The 22,164-nt window shown below is 64.0% G+C and carries 19 protein-coding genes; 11 read left to right on the plus strand and 8 right to left on the minus strand.

Annotated elements, in window-relative coordinates:
• Positions 1-33: 33 nt before the first annotated feature.
• Positions 34-888, minus strand: a complete 855-nt coding sequence (locus AX703_RS06495; RefSeq protein ID WP_062343336.1) for an SDR family NAD(P)-dependent oxidoreductase — start codon at positions 886-888, stop codon at positions 34-36.
• Between the two features lie 21 nt (positions 889-909).
• Complete coding sequence (locus AX703_RS06500; protein WP_052242373.1) at positions 910-1,371, minus strand: VOC family protein; 462 nt, start codon at positions 1,369-1,371, stop codon at positions 910-912.
• Positions 1,372-1,474: 103 nt separating this feature from the next.
• On the opposite strand from AX703_RS06500, the gene AX703_RS06505 reads away from it, so the two are divergent.
• Entirely contained in the window at positions 1,475-2,470 is a 996-nt protein-coding gene (locus tag AX703_RS06505; protein WP_062343337.1) for an alpha/beta hydrolase, read from the plus strand.
• Between the two features lie 27 nt (positions 2,471-2,497).
• On the opposite strand, the gene AX703_RS06510 is transcribed toward AX703_RS06505, so the two are convergent.
• The 3 genes from AX703_RS06510 to AX703_RS06520 all read right to left on the minus strand — a co-directional run bounded on the left by AX703_RS06510 (position 2,498) and on the right by AX703_RS06520 (position 8,136).
• Positions 2,498-3,610 carry a flavin-dependent monooxygenase gene (locus AX703_RS06510; RefSeq protein WP_062343338.1) on the minus strand — a complete coding sequence of 371 codons (1,113 nt, stop codon included), beginning with the start codon at positions 3,608-3,610 and terminating at the stop codon, positions 2,498-2,500.
• 213 nt (positions 3,611-3,823) lie between these two features.
• The gene (locus tag AX703_RS06515; RefSeq protein WP_062343339.1) at positions 3,824-6,292 is read right to left on the minus strand and encodes a TonB-dependent receptor; all 2,469 of its coding nucleotides are present in this window, start codon (positions 6,290-6,292) and stop codon (positions 3,824-3,826) included.
• Between the two features lie 398 nt (positions 6,293-6,690).
• Positions 6,691-8,136: an NAD(P)-dependent oxidoreductase gene (locus AX703_RS06520; protein ID WP_231735405.1), complete on the minus strand. Its 1,446-nt coding sequence runs from the start codon at positions 8,134-8,136 to the stop codon at positions 6,691-6,693.
• Between the two features lie 120 nt (positions 8,137-8,256).
• Between AX703_RS06520 and AX703_RS06525 the strand changes: the two genes are divergently transcribed.
• Positions 8,257-10,182, plus strand: a complete 1,926-nt coding sequence (locus AX703_RS06525; RefSeq protein ID WP_062343340.1) for an NAD(P)/FAD-dependent oxidoreductase — start codon at positions 8,257-8,259, stop codon at positions 10,180-10,182.
• 65 nt (positions 10,183-10,247) lie between these two features.
• On the plus strand, positions 10,248-10,901 hold the full coding sequence (locus AX703_RS06530) for a TetR/AcrR family transcriptional regulator (protein WP_039334487.1): 654 nt from the start codon (positions 10,248-10,250) through the stop codon (positions 10,899-10,901).
• A gap of 27 nt (positions 10,902-10,928) precedes the next feature.
• On the opposite strand, the gene AX703_RS06535 is transcribed toward AX703_RS06530, so the two are convergent.
• A complete protein-coding gene (locus AX703_RS06535; RefSeq protein WP_062343341.1) occupies positions 10,929-11,705 on the minus strand; it encodes an SDR family NAD(P)-dependent oxidoreductase in 777 nt (258 codons plus the stop codon).
• Between the two features lie 282 nt (positions 11,706-11,987).
• Between AX703_RS06535 and AX703_RS06540 the strand changes: the two genes are divergently transcribed.
• From AX703_RS06540 to AX703_RS06560, 5 genes are read left to right on the plus strand one after another with little or no spacing between them, the layout of a single operon-like run.
• Positions 11,988-12,902, plus strand: coding sequence for a ThuA domain-containing protein (locus tag AX703_RS06540; protein ID WP_062343342.1), 915 nt, complete (start codon positions 11,988-11,990; stop codon positions 12,900-12,902).
• A 32-nt stretch (positions 12,903-12,934) separates the two neighbouring features.
• The gene (locus AX703_RS06545) at positions 12,935-14,227 is read left to right on the plus strand and encodes a sugar MFS transporter (RefSeq protein WP_062343343.1); all 1,293 of its coding nucleotides are present in this window, start codon (positions 12,935-12,937) and stop codon (positions 14,225-14,227) included.
• Between the two features lie 3 nt (positions 14,228-14,230).
• A complete protein-coding gene (locus AX703_RS06550) occupies positions 14,231-15,088 on the plus strand; it encodes a sugar phosphate isomerase/epimerase (protein WP_062343344.1) in 858 nt (285 codons plus the stop codon).
• Between the two features lie 60 nt (positions 15,089-15,148).
• Complete coding sequence (locus AX703_RS06555) at positions 15,149-15,763, plus strand: gluconate 2-dehydrogenase subunit 3 family protein (RefSeq protein WP_062343345.1); 615 nt, start codon at positions 15,149-15,151, stop codon at positions 15,761-15,763.
• A gap of 14 nt (positions 15,764-15,777) precedes the next feature.
• Positions 15,778-17,463 (plus strand): GMC oxidoreductase, encoded by a 1,686-nt coding sequence (locus AX703_RS06560; protein ID WP_062343346.1) that lies wholly within the window; start codon positions 15,778-15,780, stop codon positions 17,461-17,463.
• A gap of 53 nt (positions 17,464-17,516) precedes the next feature.
• Here the strand turns inward: AX703_RS06560 and AX703_RS06565 are convergent, their stop codons facing one another.
• Both AX703_RS06565 and AX703_RS06570 read right to left on the minus strand, forming a co-directional pair.
• Positions 17,517-18,296, minus strand: coding sequence for an SDR family NAD(P)-dependent oxidoreductase (locus AX703_RS06565; RefSeq protein WP_062343347.1), 780 nt, complete (start codon positions 18,294-18,296; stop codon positions 17,517-17,519).
• A 38-nt stretch (positions 18,297-18,334) separates the two neighbouring features.
• Positions 18,335-19,414: a Rieske 2Fe-2S domain-containing protein gene (locus tag AX703_RS06570; protein ID WP_062343364.1), complete on the minus strand. Its 1,080-nt coding sequence runs from the start codon at positions 19,412-19,414 to the stop codon at positions 18,335-18,337.
• Positions 19,415-19,738: 324 nt separating this feature from the next.
• Here AX703_RS06570 and AX703_RS06575 point away from each other — a divergent pair, with 324 nt between their 5' ends.
• From AX703_RS06575 to AX703_RS06585, 3 genes are read left to right on the plus strand one after another with little or no spacing between them, the layout of a single operon-like run.
• Positions 19,739-20,500 carry an SDR family NAD(P)-dependent oxidoreductase gene (locus AX703_RS06575; protein ID WP_039334478.1) on the plus strand — a complete coding sequence of 254 codons (762 nt, stop codon included), beginning with the start codon at positions 19,739-19,741 and terminating at the stop codon, positions 20,498-20,500.
• 13 nt (positions 20,501-20,513) lie between these two features.
• Positions 20,514-21,242: an EthD domain-containing protein gene (locus AX703_RS06580; protein WP_062343348.1), complete on the plus strand. Its 729-nt coding sequence runs from the start codon at positions 20,514-20,516 to the stop codon at positions 21,240-21,242.
• A 23-nt stretch (positions 21,243-21,265) separates the two neighbouring features.
• Positions 21,266-22,141: an SDR family NAD(P)-dependent oxidoreductase gene (locus tag AX703_RS06585; protein WP_062343349.1), complete on the plus strand. Its 876-nt coding sequence runs from the start codon at positions 21,266-21,268 to the stop codon at positions 22,139-22,141.
• Positions 22,142-22,164 lie beyond the last annotated feature (23 nt).

A 22,164-nucleotide genomic window follows, 5' to 3' on the forward strand; every position in this document is an offset into this window, starting at 1 on the left:
AGCGCGCGGAAAGGCGCGCCGCTGCCGTGCCTCTCAATCCGCCGCGATCTGGCGGGCGATGTCCGGCATGACCGGCGGGGTCTGCTCCTGCATGAAACGGATGCGCCCGCCAAGGGCCTGCTCGCTCATCTCGGGCTGGCTGTGCACCCAGAACCTGTTTTCTGCCATCTGCTCGAGGAACAGGCGGCAGCCCTCGTCGAGGTCCATGCCGTAGTCGCGCATCATCTCGAACATCGCGCGGCGGTGGCCGCTGGCGTTGGCCGGTTCCCCCTCGCCGCCTTCCGCATTGAAGATGTTGGTGCGCATCATGCCGGGGATGATCGCCGATACGTGGATCGGCAGCTTCTTCAATTCCATCTCGAGATAGAGGCATTCGCTGAACGCCTGCACCGCGTGCTTGGTGACGATATAGGCGGTCTGCGCGGGCATCTGTCCGAAGGCGCCAACGGAGGAAAGGTTGCCGATCCAAGCTTCCTTGCCGCTGGCGATGATGCGGGGGACGAAGGCCCGCACACCGTGGATCACCCCATGGAGGTTGATGTTCAGCGCAGCTTCCCAGCGCGCCGTGGGCACTTCCCAGGTGTAGCCGACGGTCTCGATACCCGCGTTGTTGATCAGCAGGCGCACTTCGCCATGCCGGGCGAACACCAGTTCGGCCATGCGATCGAGCTCTTCGGGAATCGACACGTCGACCTTTTCTGCTTCAGCCCTCCCGCCAGCCGCCTTGATCGCGGCAACAGTTTCAGCGGCGGCGGCCTCGTTGATGTCGGTCACCACCACGGTCATGCCGAGCGCGCCGGCGCGACGGGCGAGTCCTGCGCCAATGCCGGAACCGGCACCGGTTACGACGGCCACGCCGCCTGCAAATACGTCCTTGTCCAAGGCCATGAACTTACTCTCCGCTGCGGATCAATGGGCCAGCATCTGCACGTTTTCGCACAGCGCGCCTTCGGGATCGGTCGAGAATACCACGCGCACGCCGTGATCAGCCTCCTCGCGAATGGGGCCGACCAGCTTGCCGCCGTTCGCCGTGATCTTTTCGACAAGTGCGTCGAGATCCTCGACCACGAAGCCGAGGATGACCTGCTGGTCGCGGGGCGCAGCGCGCTCGGTAAAGTTGAACATGACCAGCGAGCCCTTGGTCCAGTCACCCCCCGGAGCGAGGATCACTTCGCGGAACGGCTCGCCATCGCTTGAGCCAGCCACCCTCTGGACAATGCCGTAGCCGTAGACCGCCACGTAGTAGGAGGCCATCGCCTCTTCATCGCGGCAGATCAGCTTCGTGAAGCCGGAAATTGCGGTCATCGTATCGTTCTCCCGTTCGCGCTGCGCGATGTCGTGACTGGCCTTGCGAGCCGGCCTCTCAGACATTCCGCAAGGAAAGTGAATCAGCACTCACTATCATTGATTATCGTAGCCTCTTCGCGCATATGTTACGCAATGACAAGCCGAAAGGCCGGAAGGAACAAGCCTGATGCGCAGCTATGATGTTGAAAACGGGGTCGTGGATCTGGGCCGGATCAAGCTCGACGTGCCCGATACGATCAGCGACGAGGCCAAGGCCTATCTGCGCTTCGATCCCAACCAGCAGATGCCCGAGGACGCGCACCCGGTGCCGATGTGGCAGATGCGCGAACCGCTGGCGCCAATGTTCGAATGGCTGAACCAGCAGGCGTTGGAAGCCTATCCCTGCACGGTCGAGGAGACCGCGATCGACGGCGTGCGCTGCCATCGCATTGCGCCCAGGGACGGCGTGCGCCATGCTGGCAAGATTCTGATCAACCTGCACGGTGGCGGCTTCGTCATGGGTTCGGGCTCGCTGGTGGAAGCCATCCCGATGGCTGCCGAAACCGGGTGCGAAGTCATCGCCGTCGATTATCGCCTCGCGCCCGAGTACCCCTTCCCCGCTGCTGTTGACGACATCGTGGCGGTCTATCGCGATGCCCTGAAGACGCATGCGGCAAGGGACGTGATCCTGTTCGGCACCTCGGCTGGCGGCTTTCTGACGGCCATGGCGATCATGCGTTTCAAGAAGGAGGGGCTTCCACTACCGGCTGCCTGCGGCGTGTTCACCGCCGGCGGTGACGTGACGCAGCTGGGCGATACCTTCAATTACCTGACGCTGTCGGGCTTCTACGGCCACGTCGGCGCAAAGCTGGACGATCCGCTGTGCGAACGCGGTGTCTTTGTTGGAGCGGCGGACCGCAACGATCCGCTGCTCGCCCCGATCAAGGGCGACCTTTCGGACTTCCCGCCGACGCTGCTGGTCACCGGTACGCGCGATGCGGTGCTGAGTTCGGCGGCAATGTTCCACCGCGCCTTGCGCAAGGCCGGGCGCGATGCCGATCTTCACGTGTTCGAAGCGATGCCGCACGGCTTCTGGTTCAGCGTGGCTCTGCCGGAATCGCGCGAGGCAATCGACCTGATGGCACGCTTCTTCGAACGCCACCTCGGCATCGGCGCAACATAGATCAGCTGCGCCGACAAGAACCGCGACTTACAGGAAGAAGTCGCGGTTCTCGGCGCCCATCAGCACGCTGGCATAGTTGCGCGCAAAGCCGACCGGATTGTTGGCAACATGCGCGCGCGACATGCGCACGTCATGCCACAGATCCTGGAAATCGCTGCCGAGATAGACCGAGCGGCCACCGGCCACGTCCATCAGCAGGTCCATCGCCTCGATGCAGCGATCCGCCACGAGGCTGGCCTGATAACGATAGCGGACGCGGTCCTCGATGGTCGGCTTCCAGCCCGCCCTTTCCATCGCCTCGAAGTTGCTGACCATCACCGTCAGGCATTCCTCGGCAAGGTTGGAGGCGCGGGCGATGCGTTCCAGCACATCAGGGTCGGCTGCGGACTTGGTCATGTCGGTGGAGCTGAGGCCGACGCGATCCCTGAACAGCGCGATGGCATGGCGCACTGCGCCGATCGCGGCGGTGTTGACCACACGGATGAACACTTGCGCCCATGGCAGGTCATAGACGCCGCTGCCCTGATGGTGGACCGAATTGAACCCGTCCATCTGCTTGTGGCTGCGGCGCTCGGGCACGAACACCGGTGTGTCGATCACGATATCGTTGGAGCCGGTGCCCTGCAGGCCCATGGTGTGCCAGGTATCGTCGATGCGGTAATCGCCGGCGGGCACGAGGAAGGTGCGATGGCCCTCTTCGGCCACCATCCCGCCCAGCAGCACCCAGTTGCAGTGCAGGCTCCCGCTCGACCAGCCCCAACGGCCCGACAGCAGGAAGCCGCCTTCGGTCCGCTGCACTTTCGCGCCCACCGGATTGTACGAGCTGGAGATCATGGCGTCCGGGCCATCGGCGAAAACCTCGGCCTGTGTCTCAGGGGCCATCATCGCGATCTGGTAGTTGTGAACCGCGACGATCCCCAGCGCCCATGCGGTGCTCATGTCGCGTTCGGCGATGGCGATCTGGTCGAGGAAGAAGTCCTGCGGCGTCCCTTCGCGTCCGCCGTGGCTGGCGGGGGTAAAGTGGCGGAAGAAGCCCTCTTGCCGCAGTGCTTCCACGACCTTGTCGGAAATGCGCCGCGCCTTGCGCCCTTCTTCGGCATGAGCCGCGACGAGATCGAGCGTGGCTGCTGAGATCGACATTTATTACCCCTCGAAACCTAGTGCGTAGCCATGTGAATCTTATGATACGCATTTTGCGCCTTGCAAAGCATCTAGACAAAACTTTGCCGCAAAAACACTGGTGAAATTGTCTATTTGCACCAAAGTGCAGCGCATCTACGCCGCACACCCGTCTACGACACAGGGGCCGCCTTGCGAGCGGCCCCTGCAGATTTCGCCAAGCGCGACAGGCAATTACCAGTTGAACTTCAGCGTGGCGCCGAATTCGCGCGGGTTGGTCAGGCTGACCTGCCGGAAGCCCGAATTGAAGGTGCCTGCAATCAGGGAATCCACCGTCCCGTTGCCGAGGCCACGGTTGGTGATGCGCCGCTGGTCGAGCAGGTTGCGGGCGAACACGTCGAACTCCCATTTGCCGTCGTCGGTGCGCACGCCCAGGAACATGTTGAGCAGTTCGCGCGACTGATAGGTGTACTGCGCCCGCTCTGAATCAAAGCCCGGACGATAGGTGAACAGGGCGCGCACGAACGGCGTCACCGAGCCCATCGGCAGGCGCAGTTCGGTGTTGGCAGTCAGGCTGAAGTCCGGAACTTCGGCGAGGCGACCATTGGCCACGCAATAGCTGACATTGCCCGTGCCGGTAACCTTTGGCGTGCCGTTGCGGTTGGGGACGCCGGTGCCGGCAAAGTCGGTGCACGGCACGCGGGCATTGTCGAACCGCGCCTTTGTGTATGCGGCCGACACGCCCAGGTCCCAGTTGTCCGAAACGCGCCCGTCGAACGAGGCTTCGACGCCCTTGATCGTGGCATCGGCATTGTAGTTGAAGTCAAAGAACCCGGTGGCCGGCTGGTTCGCGGGAGCGTTGTAATAGATGTCGGTGAACCGCGACAGGAAGTTGTCGATCTTCTGGAAATAGCCCGAAAGCGAATAGCTGACGCGGCGATCGAACATCGTGCCCTTGATCCCGCCCTCGAACGAATCGCTCTTTTCCGGGTTGGTGCGGATCAGGTCGTTGGAAATGCCGGCCGGCACGGCAACACCCGTGCTGCCGGCGCGGAACGAATGGCCATAGGCGGCAAACACGTTGAGGTTCGGCGTGATCTCGTAGGAGATATTCACGCCGCCCGTCACCGGCTTGTTGGTATTGCGCTGCAGGGCCGGCGGGATGATCTCGGTCGGGCCGCTATTGACGGCGCCGCTCAGCTTCAGTTGTGTGGTCTGAACGCTCTTGATGATCGAATAGCGCACGCCACCCTCGATCGACAGCGGGCCGGAGCGGTAGCGCAGGTTGGCGTTGAACGACCAGGTCTGGTTGTTGACCGGCACGTTGACGCGCGTTGCGATGCCCAGTGTGTTGGGCAGCGTGAACGGCGTGAAGCCTGGGATCGGCAAACCGATCGCGGCGAATGGCAGGTTGACTTGCGCATTCGGGCTTACCGCATACCAGAACTGCGATGCATCCTGGTTGACCACGGTCGTGCCGGTCTGCTTCGTGTAGAACGCGCCAAGACCCCAGCCGAGACCTTCGCTGTTGTTTGAGGTCAGGCGCAATTCGGCCGTGTCGACCTTGTAGGGCGACACCACATTGGAATACTGCACATAGCCCGGCAGCGCATTGGTCACATCAAGATCGCGCTGGATGTCGAGCCTGCTGAACTGGTGCGCCCCCACGAAGGCGATTGTCGCGGGCCCGAGATCGTAGTCGAGGTTGAGGTTGACGATGTGCGACTTGTTGATGTTGCGGAAGGCACCATCCTGCACCGAGGCATAATCGTCCGTGGTCAGCGCCGGGCCCGACCGCGCAGTCGTATCGGGCACGAACACACCGGCGAGCAGCACCGGAAGATCGCCCACACCCGGAACCGGAATCGTGAAATACTGGCTGTAGGGCGTATTGCCCGCGCCGATGACCTGCTGGAACTGGCGGTTGTCGGCTTCGAGGTACTGATAGGTCAGGTAGCCGGTGAAGTTGTCGGTCGGCTTCCAGCCCAGCGTGATGCGCGCGCTTTCGGTGGTGCTCTTCGAGCGTTCCTTGCGGGTCACGTTGTAGACGTTGTTGAGGCGGTTGCCGTCGACCAGCGCGGCAACGCGGATCGCGAACGTGTCGGAGAACGGCAGCGAGGCCCCCATCTGCGCGTTGTAGCCCGCACGGGTCGTGCCGGTGATCTGCGCGTAGCCCTCGGGCTTTTCGAAGCTGGGGCGACGGGTGGCGATGGTGATCGCGCCAGCCGGCGCCGAAAGGCCGCGCAGCAGCCCCTGGGGCCCGCGAAGCACTTCGATCTGCTGCACGTCATAGATCGCGGTGTAGACCGTCTGTGCGTCGGTCGGGATCTCGTTGAGGTAGACCTGCACGGCGGGCGAGGTGCCCTGATCGGGGTCGAACGAAATGCCGCGCAGCGTCGTGGTGTTGTTGCGGCCGCTGACGTTGGTCAGTTCCAGGCCAGGAGCGAGTTGCTGCACGTCCTTGACGTCGAAGATCTTGAACTTCTCGAGCTGTTCGCCGGTGGCCACGTTCACCGTCATCGCCACGTCCTGCAGCTTCTGCGACTGGCGGGTGGCGGTAACGATGATCTCGTTGCTCGGCGCTTCCTCTGCCGCCTGCGGCGCGGCGTCGGCCGGCTCGGCCGCCATGGCTGCACCTGGCAGCGGCATCGCGATTGCACTGGCGCCGAGCAGCAGCGCGAACCTGGTGTTGTCGGACTTCATGTTTCCTCCCCTCGTTGGCCGAAAGAGCGAGGTGACCCCGCCTGCGTTCGCGCCTGGATTTGTGCCGATCGCTCGGTCCGATTCCGGCGGGATCGTGCGGTGACTTCAGGGGAGCGATAGCGCGCCACAAGCGTCCATCGTGCTGGATCGGCCCATGCGCCCAAAATCAGAATCACTCCCCCTCGGTCCTTGCATTCGATCACGCCGAAGTTAGTCTTAACTAACAAACGATGCCGGGTGCGTCAAATCAGATTCGCTCAATAGCGATCTTATTCGGTCGTAATTGGCCTGCGGCGGGGGATTTGCGTAAGAATGCGCCATTTTTGCAACGCAATAACCAAAGGGCGAAAGCGCTCTACCGCGCACCCGCTACAGTCGCCCGCCTGACTCCCCGGGGCTCAATCCATGTCGGGCCAGACTTGCGCGAAGAACGGATTGGCGGCCCTGTTCGCATCGTAAGTGTCCTGATCGACCATGCAGGTCGGACACCAGTGGCCGCCCTTGAGGTAGAGCCGGGGCGTCATCGTGAAGTCATGGCCCATGGCGCAGCGGATTTGCGTCGGCTCGTCGGCACCGCCCATCGCACCAACATGCTTGCCGCCCCGGAACGCGACGGCAGACTTGAGATCGTCGCCGGTCCAGTCCTGCTCGTGCTTCTCGGTGTCATAACCGTGGTCGAGCAGCGAGACCTCGCGCGAGGGCTGGCGGAACTCGAAGTCGGCCCAGGTGCGCGGCAGCCGCTCCCACGCCTCGCGCGATCCGAAATAGGCATCGATGTGCTCGCGGTCGTCATTCGCGATCCAGTTGAGAGTGCCCCCCGGGCCCTTGGCCAGCTTCTCCATCCGGCTGCGCCCCGCGCCCGGAAACCACCGGGCGACAAGCCGCACCGGCACCGGCATGCTGGCGACCATCGCCTGTGCCCAGTCCTCCAGCGTCTCGGAGCGGAACGGCACCATCTCCTCGAGCCGATCCGAATCCGCATACCACTGGCCATGGAAGTTGCGCGTCGCCGACCAGTGCGGGCGAAAGCTGGCGAAGGCATCCTCCTGCCCCAGCGCGCGTGCGGTGATGCGGGCGAACTCGTGATTGGTGACCCGCAGCTTATCCCCGCCGCCGATGTTGTAGAAGCGCTTCCAGAACGTGTCCGGCACGGCATCCTCGCAGGCATTCGCCGCAAGCCGGGCCGAATCGCCCACCGTTACCCATTCGAACACGCCGTTGAATGGGTTGTGGAAAATGATCGGGTCGAAGATCTTCCAGATGCCCGGATGCGCAATGCCGGTCTGGCGCAGCGAGACCCAGCGCTTCAGCCCGCTTTGCGCGACGATGGCTTCAGCCTGGGTCTTGCTCACTGCGTACTGGTCGAACCGGCTGATCTTGATCGGATCGCCCGTGCGGCCCCAGTGGACCGGCGCATTGCGGTGCCCCGTCTGCGCCACCGTGCCGATATAGACGAGGGCCGTAGTCTCTGCCTGCCCTGCCGCCTTGATCGCCTCGACGATGTTTCGCGCCCCGCCGACATTCACCTTCATGGTCAGTTCGGGGAACTGGTCGGCAAGGGGCGAGACCATGCCGCCGATGTGCAGCACCTGATCCACGCCGTCGATACCGCGGCGCATGTCCTGCGCGCTGGTCAGATCGCCACTGAGCCACTCCACCGCCGGATGCTTTGCGAACCGCTTCACCACCGGGTGGTCCTGCTCCTCCGGCCGCACCAATGCGCGGACCCGGAAGCGGTCTGCCCTGCCCGCCAGTTCGGCAAGGGTCGCGCTGCCCATGTTGCCGGTCGCACCGGTCAGAAAGATCGTCTTCTTGGTGGAAATCGCCACGTCAGGCTGCCTCACAGGTTATAATCGTCCTCGTAGGTTCGATTAAATCAAGCTGGCAGTCAACTGCTTGCACAGACCTCTTTGCCAATCCTGATTTATGATGTAAGTGCCCACTTATTAAAACGGAGAGGCGAGATGAACGCGATTCTGGCTGAGCGCACCAACTTTACACCACTGGCCAATGGCCCGGACCTTGCCCGCGCGCTCGATGAAGCGAACGTGCCGACCCTGCTTGCGGCCTATGTCCATCTCTCGCACGATACCGATCTGCTCGAACAGTTCGCGCCCCATATCCGGCCCGCGTTCTCCTATCCTCCGACGGAAATTCCCGACGAGCTGGCCGACGCGCTGCGTCTCAAGCTGCGGCACCTGCTCACCACCGGCGAAGGCCTCGCCAGCAGCGAACCCTCGGACGCGCTCGTCCAGCGCATAATGTCGGTGACCGTGGGCGAACCGGTGGACACCGAGTTCGTCGACCTGGTGAACGACCAGTGCGGCTTCCGTCCCTGGATAGACCGCAGCAAGCTGCCCGATCGTCCTGCCCCCGAGGCCGGCTTCAAGGTGCTCGTCATCGGCGCGGGCATGACCGGCATGGCCGCCGCCACCAAGCTGCGCGAGGCGGGCTATGAATTCGTCGTGATCGAGAAGAACCCCGAAGTCGGCGGCACCTGGTACGAAAACCGCTACCCCGGCGTCGGCGTCGATACGCCCAGCCACTTCTACAGCTTCAGCTGGGAAATCTGGCCCGATTGGCAGCACTACCACCCCCATGGCGCCGACATGCAGCGCTACATGACGGGCGTTGCCGACAAGTACGACCTGCGCCGCGACATCCGCTTCGACACCACGGTCGAAAAGCTGGTCTGGGACGAGAAGTCCTGCACCTGGACCGTCACTGTCCGCCGAGCCGATGGTCAGACCGAAGACCTTGTCGTCAACGCGGTGATCAACGGCCACGGTCCGGTCAACCGCCCGAAGATGCCGGACATCCCGGGCCTGTCCGGCTTCAAGGGCCCCGTCGTCCACACTGCAGCCTACCCCGCCGATCTCGACCTGAAGGGCAAGCGCGTCGCCGTCATCGGCACCGGCGCCAGCTCGGCCCAGCTCTGCGGCGCGATCGCGCCCGAGGTGGCCGAACTCACCGTCTATCAGCGCACCAAGCACTGGGTGCTCTACAATCCGGAAATCGCCCACGAGGTGAGCGAGGGGATGAAGTGGGCGCTGGCCAACATCCCAACCTTCAAGGAATGGTTCCGCTTCCGCGTCTACTGGGCCGCGGCCGACGGACTGTTCTCGAACGTGCTCAAGGACCCGGCGTGGGAAGGCAACATGCTGGCCGTCTCCGAAGGCAACGAGATGACGCGCCAGTACGCGCTCGGCTACATGCAGCAGCGCTTTGCCGACCGGCCCGACCTGATCGAGAAGCTCACCCCCGATTTCCCGATCTTCTCCAAGCGCATTGTCCTCGACAATGGCTGGTTCGATGCGCTCGCCCGCCCCAACGTCCACCTCGAAACGCAGGGCATCGCCCGCATCCTGCCGAATGGCATCGAGGCGAAGGACGGCTCGGTGTTCGAGTGCGACGTGATCATCTGCGCCACCGGTTTCAACGTCGCGCAGATGGTCGGCAACCTTGTGATCAGGGGCGAAGGCGGGCGTGAACTGGGCGAGGAATGGGGTGCGGAAGACCCGCGCAGCTACCTTGGCATGTGCGTCCCGGGCTATCCCAACTACTTCCACACCGTCGGCCCCAACAGCGCGCCCAATCACGCCGCCGGCCAGAACCTTATCTCCGAAGCGCAGGTCAACTGGATCATCGAGGCGCTCGATCGCATCACCGAAGCCGGCGCCCGCGCCTTCGAGGTGGAGCAGGACGCATTCGATGCCTGGAACCGCAAGGTGGACGAGCGCATGCCGCAGATGATCTGGACCCACCCGCGCGCCAATTCCTACTACAACAACTCGAAAGGCCGGGTCTTCCTGTCGTGGCCCTGGCGCCTGGTGGATTTCTTCAACGCCACCCGCCGCCCGGAACCGGGCTGCTATCGCCTGATCGATTGAGACCGCCAACCCGGTTCCCTGCAACTCTCTTGCGCGGGACCGGGGTTTCGCCCTAGTCGGGATGCGTGACCAAACGTACCCGCCTCCCCGCGAAAGACCGCAAGGCGCTCATTCTCGCCAACGCCCGCGCAATTTTCGCGCAGAGTGGCTATGAAGCGGCGCGCACGCAGGAGATTGCCAAGCGGTCGGGCGTATCCGAAGCGCTGATGTACCGGCACTTCCCCTCGAAAGAGGCGCTCTACCGCGCCGTGCTGCGCGAAGTGATCCGCGAACAGGATGCCAGCTACGAGATCCTCGGGCTCCAGGAACTCAACGGGCGGGCGCTGGTCCGCAATCTCCATGCCTATTTCAGCCTCGTCATCGGGCCGTCCCAGGTGCGCTTCAAGGAAGGCTTCCGCCTGCTGCTTGCCAGCCTGATCGGCGACGCGCGGTTTGCCACGCTGGTCTATCGCCGCGCGCACCGGTTGATGAATCATCGCCTCACCGCCGCCTTGCGCCAGGCGCGCGACGCTGGCGAGGTGGTGGGCCGGGAAATCTCGGTCGCCAACACCTCGCTGTTCACCGAACACGTCGGCACCGTGCTCAACGTGCTGGCTTCGAACGTCGAACGCTCGCCCTACCACGGCAACACCGAGGACCTCATCCGCGACGCCGTATGGTTCTGCTGCCGCGGGGTGGGCTTCACCGACGAAGCGATCGAGCGCCACCTGCGCGATTGAGCGCTGCCGAAAGGGCTACGCCGGCATTCAGGCGCGCATCAGCGAGCCGCCGTTGACATCGAAGATCCCGCCATTGATCCAGCGCCCGTCCTGCGACAGCAGCATGGCGACGACGCCGGCATGGTCTTCGGATGTACCGAGGCGCGTGTGGGGGGTGCGGGCCATGTAGTAGTCCGCCCACTTCCTGGCCTCCTCGGCATTCGCGTCCATCTGCGCCTTCATCTCGCCCGTGACGGTGAAACCGGGCGCGAGGACATTGGCCGTGACCCCTTCCTTTCCCCAGCGTGCCGCGACATGGCGCATCAATGCGTTCAGTCCGGCCTTGGCCATGGCATAGCAGGGACGTGTTGGCTCGGCGCCGTGGGCAGCGCCCGAACTGGTATAGACAATCGCGCCCTCCCCACTGGCAACGAGGTGTGGCAGGACTGCGCGGGTACACAGCAGGTGGCCCCGCAGGTTTACCGCGATAGTGCGATCGAAGGTGGCGAGGTCGATCGCCAAGGCATCGGAATCTTCCATGATCACGCGCAGGTCGGCCGCGTTGATATGCGCTCCATCAAGCCCGCCGAACCGATCCACCGCGGCCGCCGTCGCCTGCTGGACGGAGGCTTCGTCAGCGATGTCGACATGGACGGCGAATGTGGCACCACCGGCGTCCTCGGCAACCTTCGTCGCACCGGCGATGTTGATATCTGCTGCGCATACCTGCGCGCCCTCCTCGGCAAGGCGGCGAACGGTGGCTGCGCCAATGCCCGTCGCACTGCCGAAAACGATGATGCGGCGGCCGGCAAGTCGGTTGGTCATGATCGTCCCTTCTTCACGTCAATCGAGTGCTCATCAGGGGCCAGAGCCCACGCCATACGCATCACAGGATGCGCAAAGGTGAAGCATGCCTCTCCGACTTGCCAGGAATGCGTAGACATATACCCATCATGGTGCGTAAAGGAACTAAGTTTTTACTCACCATCCTCGTGAACTGCCATGCCCTTGCGCTGGCCGGGCATGCGGGTTACCAACCACATTGACAGCGCTATCTAATTGGGGTCCAAAAGGATCGACGGCGCGGGGAGAGCGATATTGCGCAAAGTGCTGAAGGTGCTCGGCCTGCTGTTGCTTGCGGCCGCGGTAGTCATGGCGATCCTGGCGTGGCGCAACTGGGACCTGATCCAGCGCGTGTTCCTGGGCGGTGTCAAAGTCTATGAGACGGTCCCGCCGCAAATTCCCGCCAACATTCCGCGCCCCGCCGTGCTGGTCTTCTCGAAGACCAATGCCTTTCGCCATGAAGAGGCGATTCCCGCTGCTGCGAAAATGTTCGACGCGCTGGCCAAGCAGAATGGCTGGGGCCTCTACCAGACGGAGAACGGGGCGGCCTTCAGCCCCGAGATCCTGTCCCGCTTCGATGCCGTGGTGTTCTCCAACGTCACCGGCGACGTCTTCACGCCCGAACAGCGCGCTGCGTTCAAGGCCTATCTCGAAAATGGCGGTGGCTATGTCGGGATCCACGGCGCGGGCGACAATTCGCACAAGGCGTGGGACTGGTATGTCACCTCGGTGATCGGCACGAACTTCATCGGCCATCCGATGGACCCGCAGTTCCAGAGCGCTGCCGTCAACGTCGAAACCCATGCGCACCCTTCGACCGCGTCATTGCCTGACAGGTTCGATCATGTCGACGAATGGTATTCCTTCGACAAGTCGCCGCGCGGGATCCCCGGGCTGACCGTTCTCGCCACGATCGACGAGGGCAGCTACAAGCCGGGTTCGTTCATGGGCACCGAACTCGCCATGGGCAAGGACCATCCGGTGGCGTGGTGGCGATGCATTGGCCAAGGGCGCGTGTTCTACGCTGCGGCAGGCCACACTGCACAGACTTACGACGATCCCCAGTACCGCCAGTTCCTTACGGGTGCGGTACAGTGGGCGATGAAGCGCGCCGGCAGCGGCTGCGGCAGCGATGCCGCCAGCGCCGCCGGGCCCGCGCAAGGCAAGCAACCGAAATAGAGCAACCACAGGAACGGGCGGGGAATTCTTTCATGGCAACCACATCCCAGAACAGGAAATCGATCTTCTGGATCTGCGTCCTTGCCCTGTTCTGTGCGGCACTGGCGAACGCCGTGCGCGCAGGCGCCGCCGGGGCAATGAAGACAGCCCTGCTCGATCCGATCGACTCGCAGCATTCGGGCGAGCTTATCGGCGTCGTGCTCGGCAACTCTTTCCTCGGCTTTGCCATCAGCTTGCTGGTCATCTCGCCGCTGCTCGACAAGTTGGGCGCAAAGAAGGTGATCCTGTTCGTCTCGGCCTGCTTCATCCTCGGCCCGCTCCTTGTGCTGCTGGCGGGGAACGCTCCACCCGCCTCAATCATGCTCGTGCTCAACCTGGCCATGGTGCTGTGGGGCTGCGGCTGGGGAGCGACCGAGGCCTCGATCAATCCCGTGGTGGCCACGCTCTTTCCCGACGAGAAGACAGGCAAGCTCAACGAGCTGCACGCCTGGTGGCCGGCAGGCCTGATCCTCGGCGGTCTGCTTTCGGTCCTGTTCTTCAAGTCGCTCGACCTGCCGTGGCAGGCGCTGGTGGGCCTGTGCCTCATTCCCGGCGTGGCTCTGGCAATCTGGGCAGCCCGCCACCAGTTCCCGCAGACCGAAAGCGCCGTGGCAGGCGTCTCCTTCGGCGAGATGATGACCGAGCCGTTCAAGCGGCCGAGCTTCTGGGTATTCTTCGCCATCATGTTCCTGACCGCGTCGAGCGAACTGGCGCCGGGCGCATGGGTCGATGTGACGCTGACCAATACCGTCGGCATGCCGGGCATCCTCGTGCTGGTCTATGTCTCTGCGATCATGTTCGTCATGCGCCATTTCGCCGGCGCGCTGGAACATCGTTTTTCCGACATGGGCCTTCTGCTGATGTGCACGGTGCCCGCGGCCGTGGGCCTGTACCTGCTGTCGGTGGCGAACTCACCCGTTACCGCGGTACTGGCGGCAACGGTCTGGGCGTTCGGCGTGTGCTTCATGTGGCCGACCATGCTGGCGGCAGTTTCGCGGCGATACCCGCGCTCTGGCCCATGGGGCATTGGCCTGGTCGGTTTTGCCGGCGCGCTGGCGATCTACTTCGTGCTCCCCGAACTCGGCGCGATCTATGACAGGGCCAAGCTGGAGAAGGCCGGGGGCGAAGAAGCCTTCGCCGCATTGCAGCCCGGCAGCGATGCCTTGCAGCAGGTTCTTGCCTACGCTGCAGAGAAGAGCTTCCAGACCATTGCCATCATTCCGGTGGTGCTCTTCTTCATCTTCCTCGCCGTGCGCCTCGTCGAACGGAAAAGCGGAAAGGCCTGATCCGTGAAGGTCGGCATCAACCTGATGCTGTGGACGGGGCATGTCACGCCCGCTGATGCGCCGCTGCTCGCAGCGCTGAAGGACACCGGGTTCGACGGCGTGGAAGTCCCGCTGTTCGACGTTTCGAGCAGCGCGCACTTTGCCGGGCTGGCCGGCATCCTTGACGGCATCGGGCTCGAACGCACGGCAACGGCCATTCTTCCGGACGAAGCGCACAATCCGATTTCACCCGATCCCGCAGTCCGCGCCCGTGCGGTCCAGCATCTCGAGCGCGTGATCGATTGCGCAGCGGCGCTCGGCGCGCAGGTTCTGGCCGGACCGTTGTTCCAGCCGCTCGGGCTGTTCAGCGGGGCCGGGCCGACCGAGGCCGAGCTTGAGCGTTGCGCCGAGGTGCACCGGGCTGTTGCCGAACGCGCCCGCGCGGCAAACCTGCCTTTGGCGCTGGAACCCCTCAACCGCTTCGAGTGCTACCTGCTCAACACCTGCGAACAGGCGAGCGCCTATCTGGACCGTCTCGATGCACCCGGGTTCGGCATCCTTTACGATACGTTCCATGCCCATATCGAGGAGAAGGACCCGGTGGCGGCGCTGCGCAAGGCACTGGCGCGCGGCCACGTGGCCCATGTCCACATCAGCGAGAACGATCGCGGCACTCCGGGGCGCGGGCATGCCAGGATTGCCGAGGCCATCGCCGCACTCAAGCAGACGGGGTACGATGGCTGGCTGACCATCGAGGCCTTCGGCAAGGGCCTGCCCGAGCTCGCCGCTGCAACCCGCGTATGGCGCGATTTCTTCAGCAGCCCGGAAGAGGTCTACACCGAGGGGCACCACTTTATCCGCGCATGCTGGGGCCAGGCATGATGTCCACACCTGCCATTTTTGCCCTGCGCCAAGACGCAAGCCAGAACACGGAGACTGCCGATGATTGATCTTCCCGAAGCCGATCGCCGTGGCATCTTGGCCGGCTTCGCTGCCCTGCTCGGCGCGGCAGCACTTCCAATCGAGGCACTTGCGGCACCGGCCGGCAAGACTACGCCCTTCCTCCCCGCCCCTCGCTTTGCGCTGCTTTCAAGCGTGGCCGACACGATGCTGCCCGTCACCGACACGCCGGGCGCGCTTGCGGCGCAAGTCCCCGCGCGGCTTGACGCGATGCTGAAGAACTGGGCCGCATCGGCCACCCGGGCCGAGATCCTCGCGGCGCTTGACCGGATCGATGCCTCGGCCAAAGCTGCCAAGGGGCGCAGCTTTGCCGCGCTTTCCGCAAAGGAGCGCGAAACGGTGCTGCGCGCCCACGATGCCGCCGCGCTCAAGCCGACAGCCCCGCTCGATGCCAACAAGGCGGGGTTCCTGCAGACGGGGACCGTACCGACCGATGCCGGTTACAAGCGGCTGAAGGAGCTGGTCATCGGCCTCTACTACTACAGCCCGACCGGCAGCGAGCACGAGCTGGTCTATGATCACGTGCCCGGCCCCTACCAGGCCTCGGTCAAGCTTACCCCGAAATCCCGGCCTTTCCTCGGCCTCGGTCCGTTCTGAGCGGAGATAGATTCATGTTTGACGCCATCGTTATCGGCTCGGGTATCAGCGGGGGCATTTCCGCCAAGGAATTGACCGAACGCGGCCTGAAGGTCCTGGTGATAGAGCGCGGCCGCAAGGTCGAACACGTCAGCGACTACAACGACACCCAGATGCCGTGGGAGCTGCCCAACAACAACGAGATTCCCGAAGAGGAACTGGCGCGCGACTATCCTGTGCAGCGCCAGTGCTATGCCGTGAATGCCGCGACCAAGCAGTTCTGGGTCAAGGACAGCGAACATCCCTACACCACGCCAGAAGACCGCCCGTTCAGCTGGATCCGCGGCTATCACCTCGGCGGGCGTTCGATCATGTGGGGCCGCCAGGCCTATCGTCTTTCGCCCATGGATTTCGAGGCCAACGCCAAGGACGGTCACGGCGTCGACTGGCCGATCCGCTATGACGACCTCGCGCCGTGGTACAGCCATGTCGAGAAGTTCATCGGCGTGGCAGGGTCAAAGGAAGGCCTGCCGCAACTGCCAGATGGCGAATTCCTGCCTCCATGGGAAATGAACGATGCCGAAAAGCTGTTCAAGGCATCGGTCGAGGAGAAGTTCTCGGGCCGCAAGGTGATCATCGGGCGCAATGCCAACCTCTCGGTCGCCCAGCCACACCACGAGGAACTGGGGCGCACCAGCTGCCAGAACCGTTCGATCTGCGAACGCGGCTGCAGCTTCGGGGCGAACCACACCAGCCTGTCCTCATCCTTCCCCGCGGCAGAGCGCACCGGCAACCTGACCATCGTCACCGATGCGATCGTGCACAGCCTGGTGCAGGACCCGGCCAGTGGCAGGATCACGGCCGTGCAGGTGATCGATGCCAAGACCATGGAGGGGCGGACCTATGAGGCAAAGGTCTTCTTCCTCAACGCATCGACCATCGGGTCGGCGCAGATCCTGCTGAACTCGGCGAACGAGGCAAATCCGCGCGGCCTGTGCAACAAGTCCGACCAGGTCGGGCGCAACATCATGGACCACATGTATGCGCTGGCGACAGCCGGCGTGATGCCGCATTATCCGGCCGACAGCTATTATCACGGCCGCCGTCCCACCGGCATCTACATCCCGCGCTATCGCAACGTGACAGAGGACGCCGACGGCTTCGTGCGCGGCTACGGCTATCAGGGCGCAGTGACCCGGCAGGGCGGAAAGCCCGATGCTTCCGCAGGAATCGGCCAGGAGATCAAGGAGCGGAACCGCAAGTTCGGGCCGTGGGTCGCCTATATCTCGGGCTTTGGCGAAATGCTGCCCCATCCCGATAACCGGATGACGCTGCATCAGACGCGCAAGGACAAGTGGGGCATTCCGCTGCTCCACATCGACGTTCAGCTGCGCGAAAACGAGAAGAAGATGGCCAGGCAGATCCAGGCCGATGCCCGGACCATGATCGAAGCCGCCGGCGGCACTGTCGTCTACCAGCGGACCGAACCGGGACCGCCGGGTCTGGGCATCCACGAGATGGGCAGCGCCCGCATGGGCCGCGATCCGATGACCTCGGTGTTCAACGGGCTGAACCAGGCGCACGAGGCGCCGAACCTGTTCTGCACCGATGGCGCGGTGATGACCTCTTCGGGCTGCCAGAACCCGTCGCTCACCTACATGGCAATGTCGGCCCGCGCCGCGCACAATGCGGTGCTGATGTTGAAGGAAGGCAAGATCTGAACCGCTCGGGGGCTGCCTGCAAGGGCAGCCCTTCAAGCAGGAGACCCCCGGATTTACATTCCCGGCGATCCGGGGAAGCCCATGTAGTAGCTGCCGGTGGTCATTCCGCCGTCGACCACGATCTCTGCGCCATGGATGTAGGAGGCCTCGTCGCTGGCGAGGAAGGCGCTGGCTGCGGCCACCTCTTCCGGCCCGCCGATGCGCTGCAACGGCACGTTGCCATAGCCCTTGTCCACTTCCTCGCGCGGCGCGCCGGAGTGGTTGGACATCACCGTGTCGACTCCGCCGGGGTGGACCGAGTTCACCCGAACGCCCTTGTGGCCCAGCTCCATCGCCGCCACCTTGGTCAGCCCGCGCACGCCCCACTTGGACGAGGCATAGGCGACCAGACTGTTCGCGCCCTTCATCCCGTCCACGGAAGAGACATTGACGATCGAACCGCGCCCACGCGCGATCATGCCCGGCGCCACCGCCTTGATGCCGAGGAACTCGCCGACGAGATTGACGCCCAATACCTTTTCGTAATCGGCCTTGGTCGTCTCGAGCAGGCTCTTGAACAGCAGGATGCCGGCATTGTTGACCAGCGCGTCGACCGGTCCCAGCGTTGCTTCGACTTCGCCCACAACGGCAGCCCAATTGGCCTCGTCGGTCACGTCGAGATGGAAGAACCGCGCCGCATAGCCAAGCTCTGCGGCCAGTGCTTCACCGGCCTCGTCCAGCACATCGGCAATCGCCACTTTCGCGCCCTCGGCCACGAACAGCCGGCTCGTCGCCGCGCCCATGCCCCGCGCGCCACCGGTGACGATCGCCACCTTGCCTGCAAGCTTTCCCATGATCTCTCCCTTGGCCCCTGCGTGGGAGCCTTATGTCCTCAGGCCACCTTCTGCCCCGGCCGCTTGTCGAGCGTGACGTGCAGACCATTGACCCGGCCCTGTATCTCGGGCGCCTTGTCACGCGGGTTGTAGAACTGGCGGTACCACAGGCGCACCTTGGCGTATGGCCCATCCTTGGGGATCGCCAGCGGGTTGATGCAGGCGCGCTTGTTCGCCCAGATTTCCACGTCCTGCGCAAAGGCAAGGCGGCTCGCTTCCTGATACATCAGCGCGGTCTGGCGGTCCTCGGCGGTCGTCTCGCGGCTGCCGTCGTGAACCTTGACCATCAGCGCGTGCCATGACCGCGTCACCCCGTCCTCGATCGGCGTGTTGGCGATCATGATGAAGCTGTCGAACGTGCCGGCCATTTCCGATTGCAGGAAACCGGGCCCCTCGTACCAGGTATCCAGGACCAGCGCGTCTTCGGGGTTGGCGGTCAGCGTGCGGTGCCCGGCGCTGTAGTACTGGTGCAGGTGCGGCCCCATGAACTCGTTGGCAAAGTACTGCCAGTCGGTCGCCCCGTGGATCGGCACGAAGTGGCCGAAGTCGGCCATGTTGTCGACGATCTCGATGCCGTGGCTGTTAAGATCGCCCATGTAGTCGATCTTCCATTCGACCCAGCCCGGCTCGCCATAATGGCCGCCGAAATTGGCCAGCTCGACGTCGGGCTCCAACCCTTCCGGATCATGCCACATCCAGATGATCCCGGCGCGTTCGAGCACCGGATAAGTGCCGAGCTTCGCTGCCTTGGGAATGAAGTCGGAATAGGGAATGTGGTTGCACGCGCCATCGGTGCCGAAGCGCCAGCCGTGGAACGGGCAGCGGATCGACTCGCCCTCGACATGCTCGCCATCGCGCACGATGTAGGACGTGCTGTTCTTCGCCAGGTGCGCGCCCATGTGCGGGCAATAGGCATCGACCACGTAAGGCTTGCCGCTCTCGCCCCGGTAGATCACCAGATCCTTGCCGAAGTAGCGGATCGGCGCGGGATTGCGCGTGGCATCGGCAGCAGTTCCGATCATGAACCACCCGCGCGGAAAATCGAACTCACCCAGGCCATACTCTTTCGAGGTTGCCATCTGCATCACTCCTTTTGATCACCGCGCCGTTCTGCCTTGGTGACGACAGCGCATTCGTGATCCCGAAAACCGAATCGCGAACGATTTGCGGACCGATCGCGATCTTCTCCCACGCCCTCAGCATGGCACGCCCAAGAGCATTGGGCAAGCCCAAGCGGACCACACTTTGCGTTGCCATAAATGCCGCATCTTACGCAAAGGCAGCAATACAACACGTTTTCTCTGTAACCTGCGTTCAGATTTTGGTTTGCAGTTTGCATGAGGCCGTGGCAACAACCCGATCAGCGAGAGGCCGCAAGACGCTTCACGCCACTGGAGAGAAGCATGACCGATCTTGATCGCAAAGTCGTCCTGATAACCGGAGCCGGGCAGGGCATCGGACAGGGCGTGGCGCTGGCAATGGCAGGCGCTGGCGCATCTGTCGTCGTCACCGGGCGGACGCTCGCCAAGGTCGAGGCAACGGCGCGGATGGTCGAGGAACGGGGCGGCCAGGCGCTTGCCGTCGCTTGCGACGTGAAGTCCGCCGCCGACCTTGCCGCGACGGTTGAGCGCACCGTCGCCACCTTCGGCGGGCTCGACATTCTCGTCAACAATGCCCAGGAAGTGCCGCTCGGCAAGCTCGAGGACGTGACGGACGAAGCCTTCCTTGCGGGATTTGAAAGCGGGCCGCTGGCCACGCACCGCCTGATGAAGCTCGCCCGCCCGCACCTCGCCGCGCGCGGCGGCGGCACGATCTTCAACTTCTGCTCGTCGGCGGGCATCCGCTGGGACATGACCGGTTACGGCTGCTACGCCGCGGTCAAGCAGGCGATCCGTTCGCTCACCCGCGCCGCTGCCGCCGAATGGGGCGGCGAAGGCATCCGCGTGCTGACCATCGCGCCGCACGCGGAATCGCCCGGGCTCAAGTGGTGGATCGAGAACAATCCCGAAGAGGCGCAGGCCTTCTTCCGCACGATCCCGCTGGGCCGGGTCGGCAGCCTGGAAGGCGATATCGGCCGCGCGCTGGTGGCGCTTGCGGGGCAGGACCTTGCCTACCTGACCGGGGCGACAATCCCGCTCGACGGTGGACAGGCCAACTTCGACTGAGGAGGCGCAGCCCATGGAAAAGGTCATCGCTGCCCTCTGGGCCCCGCCACACCAGTCGCGCGAGGAGTTCGGCGCCGCACTGCTCGGCACCCTGCCCCAGGCGCTCGTCGCTGCGGGAGCGAGCCGGGTTCGGCTCAACCTGCGCGATGCCACGGTCGCCCCCGGCGAGGCGCTGGTCCAGCAGTGGCAGGCGCCGCAGCAGGCCGCCGTCGTGCAGTTCTGGATGCCCTCGGCAAACGCCCGCTTCCGGACTGAGGTTGATGCCGCGCTGGCCGCGCATTCGGCCTGGTTCGCCGCATGGCTGGTCTGCGAATCCGAGATCATCCCCAACACCGCGCACCCGTGTTCTACAAATGTCTCCCCGGGGAAACACCGCACCTGGGGCTGGAGCCAGGCCAGCTTCATCACCTTCCGCCCGGACATCACCCGCGAAGAGGCCGTCGCCCACTGGCATTCGCACCACACGCGGGTGGCGATCGAGACGCAATCGAATTTCGAATACGTCCAGAACCTGATCGTCCGCCCCCTCACCGAAGGCGCGCCGGCCTACAGCGCATTCGTCGAGGAATGCTTTCCCCTGGAAGCGCTCGAACAGCCCGAAGTCTTCTTCGATGCCGTGGGCAACCCGGAAAAGTTCAAGGCCAATCTCGACGCGATGATGGCCAGCTGCCACGCCTTCATCGACTTCACCCGCAACGATATCATCCCCACCAGCCAGTTCGATTTCGCCCACCTGGGCTGAAGATCGCGCAAGAGGAATCCACCATGTCCGAACAACCGAAAGTGGCTCTCGTAACTGGCGCCAGCCGGGGTGCAGGCGCCGGCATCGCGCGCGGCTTTGGCGAGATGGGCTACACCGTCTACGTCACCGGGCGCACCGTTACGCCGGGTGACGCGAAGGGCTGGGACGGCACCGTGCTGCCCGGCACGGTATCCGAAACCGCGCAGAAGATCACCGAGAACGGCGGCAAGGGCATTCCCGTGGTCTGCGACCATGCCGACGATGCCAGCGTCGCCCGCGTGTTCGAACAGATCATGGACGAGCAGGGCCGCCTCGACGTGCTGGTCAACAATGCCGCCTACATGCACCACCAGCTGATCGAGAAGGCGCCGTTCTGGGAAAAGGAACTGGATGCGCAGAAGATCATCGATGTCGGTCTGCGCAGTGCCTACGTCGCCAGTTGGCACGCGGCGAAGATCATGGTTCCGCAGAAGTCGGGCCTGATCGCGATGACCTCGTCGTTCGGCGCGACCTGCTACATGCACGGCCCCGCCTACGGCGCGCAGAAGGCCGGGCTCGACAAGCTGGCGCACGACATGGAGCACGATTTCCGCGGCACCGGCGTGATCGCCGTCTCGCTCTGGCTCGGCCCGCAACTGACCGAGCGCGCGCTGATCGCGGCCAAGACCAACCCGGAGCAGTACGAAGGCTTCCTGTCGATGGCCGAGAACCCCGAATTCTCCGCCCACGTCCTTGCTGCCATCGACCGGGCGCCGAACCGCGACGAGCTTTCGGGCCAGACGCTGATCGTGGCGGAGATCGCCAAGGAACTGGGCGTGACCGACCGGGGGCACGACCGCCCCTCGCACCGCGAGATGCTCGGCAGCCCGCGCCCGAAGAACCCGGCCGCGGTTTATTGAAGGGTAGCGCGGGGGCCCACCCC

Source organism: Novosphingobium sp. CCH12-A3 (assembly GCF_001556015.1).
Taxonomy (GTDB): Bacteria; Pseudomonadota; Alphaproteobacteria; order Sphingomonadales; family Sphingomonadaceae; genus Novosphingobium; species Novosphingobium subterraneum.

Excerpts from the sequence above, each read along its gene's own strand:
- AX703_RS06565 (WP_062343347.1), bottom strand. The coding sequence starts at position 18,296 with ATGGGAAAGCTTGCAGGCAAGGTGGCGATCGTCACCGGTGGCGCGCGG.
- AX703_RS06545 (WP_062343343.1), top strand. The coding sequence starts at position 12,935 with ATGGCAACCACATCCCAGAACAGGAAATCGATCTTCTGGATCTGCGTC.
- AX703_RS06535 (WP_062343341.1), bottom strand. The coding sequence starts at position 11,705 with ATGACCAACCGACTTGCCGGCCGCCGCATCATCGTTTTCGGCAGTGCG.
- AX703_RS06585 (WP_062343349.1), top strand. The coding sequence starts at position 21,266 with ATGTCCGAACAACCGAAAGTGGCTCTCGTAACTGGCGCCAGCCGGGGT.
- AX703_RS06570 (WP_062343364.1), bottom strand. The coding sequence starts at position 19,414 with ATGGCAACCTCGAAAGAGTATGGCCTGGGTGAGTTCGATTTTCCGCGC.
- AX703_RS06515 (WP_062343339.1), bottom strand. The coding sequence starts at position 6,292 with ATGAAGTCCGACAACACCAGGTTCGCGCTGCTGCTCGGCGCCAGTGCA.
- AX703_RS06555 (WP_062343345.1), top strand. The coding sequence starts at position 15,149 with ATGATTGATCTTCCCGAAGCCGATCGCCGTGGCATCTTGGCCGGCTTC.
- AX703_RS06510 (WP_062343338.1), bottom strand. The coding sequence starts at position 3,610 with ATGTCGATCTCAGCAGCCACGCTCGATCTCGTCGCGGCTCATGCCGAA.
- AX703_RS06575 (WP_039334478.1), top strand. The coding sequence starts at position 19,739 with ATGACCGATCTTGATCGCAAAGTCGTCCTGATAACCGGAGCCGGGCAG.
- AX703_RS06525 (WP_062343340.1), top strand. The coding sequence starts at position 8,257 with ATGAACGCGATTCTGGCTGAGCGCACCAACTTTACACCACTGGCCAAT.
- AX703_RS06495 (WP_062343336.1), bottom strand. The coding sequence starts at position 888 with ATGGCCTTGGACAAGGACGTATTTGCAGGCGGCGTGGCCGTCGTAACC.
- AX703_RS06500 (WP_052242373.1), bottom strand. The coding sequence starts at position 1,371 with ATGTCTGAGAGGCCGGCTCGCAAGGCCAGTCACGACATCGCGCAGCGC.
- AX703_RS06580 (WP_062343348.1), top strand. The coding sequence starts at position 20,514 with ATGGAAAAGGTCATCGCTGCCCTCTGGGCCCCGCCACACCAGTCGCGC.
- AX703_RS06505 (WP_062343337.1), top strand. The coding sequence starts at position 1,475 with ATGCGCAGCTATGATGTTGAAAACGGGGTCGTGGATCTGGGCCGGATC.
- AX703_RS06560 (WP_062343346.1), top strand. The coding sequence starts at position 15,778 with ATGTTTGACGCCATCGTTATCGGCTCGGGTATCAGCGGGGGCATTTCC.